Source organism: Photorhabdus kayaii (genome assembly GCF_025384895.1).
GTDB classification, from domain to species: Bacteria; Pseudomonadota; Gammaproteobacteria; order Enterobacterales; family Enterobacteriaceae; genus Photorhabdus; species Photorhabdus kayaii.
The window spans coordinates 1-2,876 of the sequence record NZ_JAJAFZ010000146.1 but is presented as its reverse complement, the minus strand read 5'-3'; the positions used below and the strand labels follow the sequence as shown (position 1 = coordinate 2,876).

Below are 2,876 nucleotides of genomic sequence, written 5' to 3'. Positions count from 1 at the left end.
CCGGCGCTGGCCTTGACCTGCACCTGATTGGCTTCGGTGCTGCGCAGCCGGCAGATGGTTTCGGTGAGGCTGCCCTGTTCAATGCGGGTCTGTTCATCGCCGCTCTTCACCGCCACCTGGCGGTTGCCGGTTTCCACCACCAGGGTCTGGTCGTGTTTCACCACGGTGTGCATGTCCCGCTGGGCGTGCAGCGCCAGGGCTTCACGGCCTTTGGCATCCTCAAAGCGCAGCTCGTTGTAGCCTTCCCCTTTATGGGTTTTGGAGCGCAAGGCCATCTGGGTTTTGCTGCCGGGCAGGTCCCCCGGCGGCAGATTGCTGGCATGGTAGGCGCGTCCGGTGACAATCGGCTGGTCCGGGTCGCCGTTAAGAAAGTCCACCACCACCTCCTGCCCGATACGCGGTATCGCCAGCATGCCCCAGCCCTGCCCGGCCCAGGGCTGGGTCACCCGTATCCAGCAGGAGCTGCTGTCGTTGTTCCGGCCGTAGCGGTCCCAGAGAAATTGCAGCCGGATACGGCCGTACGCGTCGCAGTAGATTTCTTCGCCGGCCGGGCCGACCACGTTGGCAATCTGCGGGCCCTCCATCGCCGGTTTGGGTAACGGGGCCGGGCGCCAGTGCTGATTGTCGGCAATGAAGGTGAAATCGTTGCGCAGGGTGGTGCCGCTCTCCCCGGCGCGCTGTTCCAGCGCCTGCGGCTGGCTGCCCCGGTGGGTGACGCTGACCAGCTGCCAGAGCCGGTTGAGGTCGTCCCGGGGATGGCCGGTCAGGGTGAACAGCACGCCGGGCTGCATCGTCGCGGCATTACTTTCACCGTCACCGGTCAGGGCATTGTTGCGCAGCGCTTCCAGCCGGTAGCGGGTGAAGTCGGCGCCGTGCTGTTCGTCTTTGAAGCGGCCGGGAAAATCGAAGTGTTCATAGCCGGTATGCTGGAGGTCCTGTTCCCGCATCTGATGACGGAACTCCGCCGCCCAGGCCGGGTTTTTGAAGGTGTAATCTTTGAGCTCGACCACCGCCGGCCGTACCTGCGCCTGACGGGTCAACCGGGTGACGCACAACTGCTGGGCCTGTTCAGCGTCGTCGGGGTGATAGGGCAGCACCGGGCCGTTGCCCACGGCACCCGCGTCGTCGGCAAACACCAGGGTGTTTTTATGGCCGGTGAATTCAAAGAAGTAAAAAATCCCCTCTTCGGCGGTCAGTCGTTGCAGAAAGTCAAAATCGGTTTCGCGGTACTGGACGCAGAACTCCCGTTCCGGGTGGGGGTTGCGCAGGCTGAACGCCACATCCCGCACGCCGTTCTCTTTGAGCAGGGTGGTGAGGATGGTTTTGATGTCCTGCTGCTGAAAAATCCGGGCATTCTGGCGCAGGGTGGCGCGCCACATATCGGGCCGGATGGTCATGTCATAGCGGGTCTGATGTTTGCCGGTATTGCCCTGGACAAAACTGGCGACCATGCCGGTGACGGCGCGCTCGACGTGGCCGGCGCGCAGGATGGTGAGGGTGGCGGGCTGGTCGAGGACGGCGGCGAAATCAATCGCCGGGTCGGCACTGGCTAAACTGACGGTCAGCGTGAACGGGGTGGAGAGGGCCTCGTGCAGGGTAAAGCCGGCCACCACGAAGGTGTGCGGCGGCAGTCCGCCGGCGGTGAGGGTAAACTGTAACCCGCCGGCGCTTTGGGGACTCAGCCGGTCAGCGATTTGCTGAGCGAGGCTGGCGGCGCCGGCGGTTTTTTTCTGGAATGACATATAAGGGTTCCTTCTCTGAATTTACGGGCGGAGCGGCTCGGGGAGCGCGGTCAGCCCGGCGGCTTTTTGCAACGCGTCATACTGGCTGAGCAGGGCGTTAAAACGGTCGTCGGTCTTTTTTATCAGCGCCGGTGAGACGGGCTGTCCCTGTTCGACGGCGGCGGAAAGCTGGCGCAGCAGCTCTTCCAGCGGGATATCACGGTGGTGGCTGTGCTGGATTTGGTAAATCGCCGTTTTCAGGTAAGAGAGGGTGAAACTGCCCCGGTTGCGCTCCTGTGCCAGGATGTTGTCCGCCAGTAACTGGAGCTGATGCCCGGTCTGCTGCCAGCTGCCGGGCGCCGGCGCGTTTTCCCGCCGGAGGGTCTGTAACTGCTGCCAGCGCTGCGTTGCCCGCTGCTGCCGGCGGTCCTGCGGCCAGGTTTTTTGCGCCATGCCGGTCAGCTGCTCAGCCTGTTGCAGCACCACCAGCGGCGAGGCGTCCGCTAACCGGGTTAACTGCTGGGCATAGGTTTGCAGGTCGGGGCGGTACAGCCAGGCCAGCCTGGCCCCGTCCGGGGTGTCAGTCAGGGCGGTGAGCTGCTGTTGCAGCGGCCGGTAAAGGCCCAGCCAGCTGCCGGTCAGGACAAACGCCCCCAGTAAGAGACCCAGGCCGAACCCCTGTAAGGCACTCATCGGCCGCGGGGGCGGCGCAGGGAAACGGACCTGGACTTTGGGCTGACGGCGGTCGTATTCCGTGTCGTCGCCGGGGTCCGGTTCAGACGGCGCCGGCGCGGTGGTCTCGGCCAGGTAAACCAGCGGCGGCATCTGCGCCGGTCTGGCGGCGGGTTTGGGCAGGATACGGGGCTGTTCCAGTTTTTTGGCGGTGTTCTGGAAGAACCACAACAGGTTGTCGACCTTCGGCAGGCGTTTCAGCTCGGACTGCTGGAGCCGGTCGACTATCAGCTGTAAGGCCCGCTCGGCCCGGTAAATCATCCGCAGGTCACGGGCGGTGTAATCGTGCTGGCGTAAGGCGTGGCCGCAGCGGGTGTTAAACCAGTCCAGCAGGTCGGCGCGGACCGCCGGCTGCGGCGGCCACAGTTCATCCCACTGGCTGACCATCACCCCGGCCAGCAGCTCACAGCCTTCGGTAAACCC

2 protein-coding genes are annotated in these 2,876 nt (G+C 64.4%); both read right to left on the bottom strand.

Annotated elements, in window-relative coordinates; translation table 11 throughout:
* A partial coding sequence (locus LGZ98_RS23315; protein WP_262978681.1) for a type VI secretion system Vgr family protein occupies positions 1 to 1,742 on the bottom strand: 1,742 nt, incomplete at its 3' end.
* Positions 1,743 to 1,763: 21 nt separating this feature from the next.
* On the bottom strand, positions 1,764 to 2,876 hold a 1,113-nt coding region (locus LGZ98_RS23310; protein WP_262978680.1), incomplete at its 5' end, for a VasL domain-containing protein.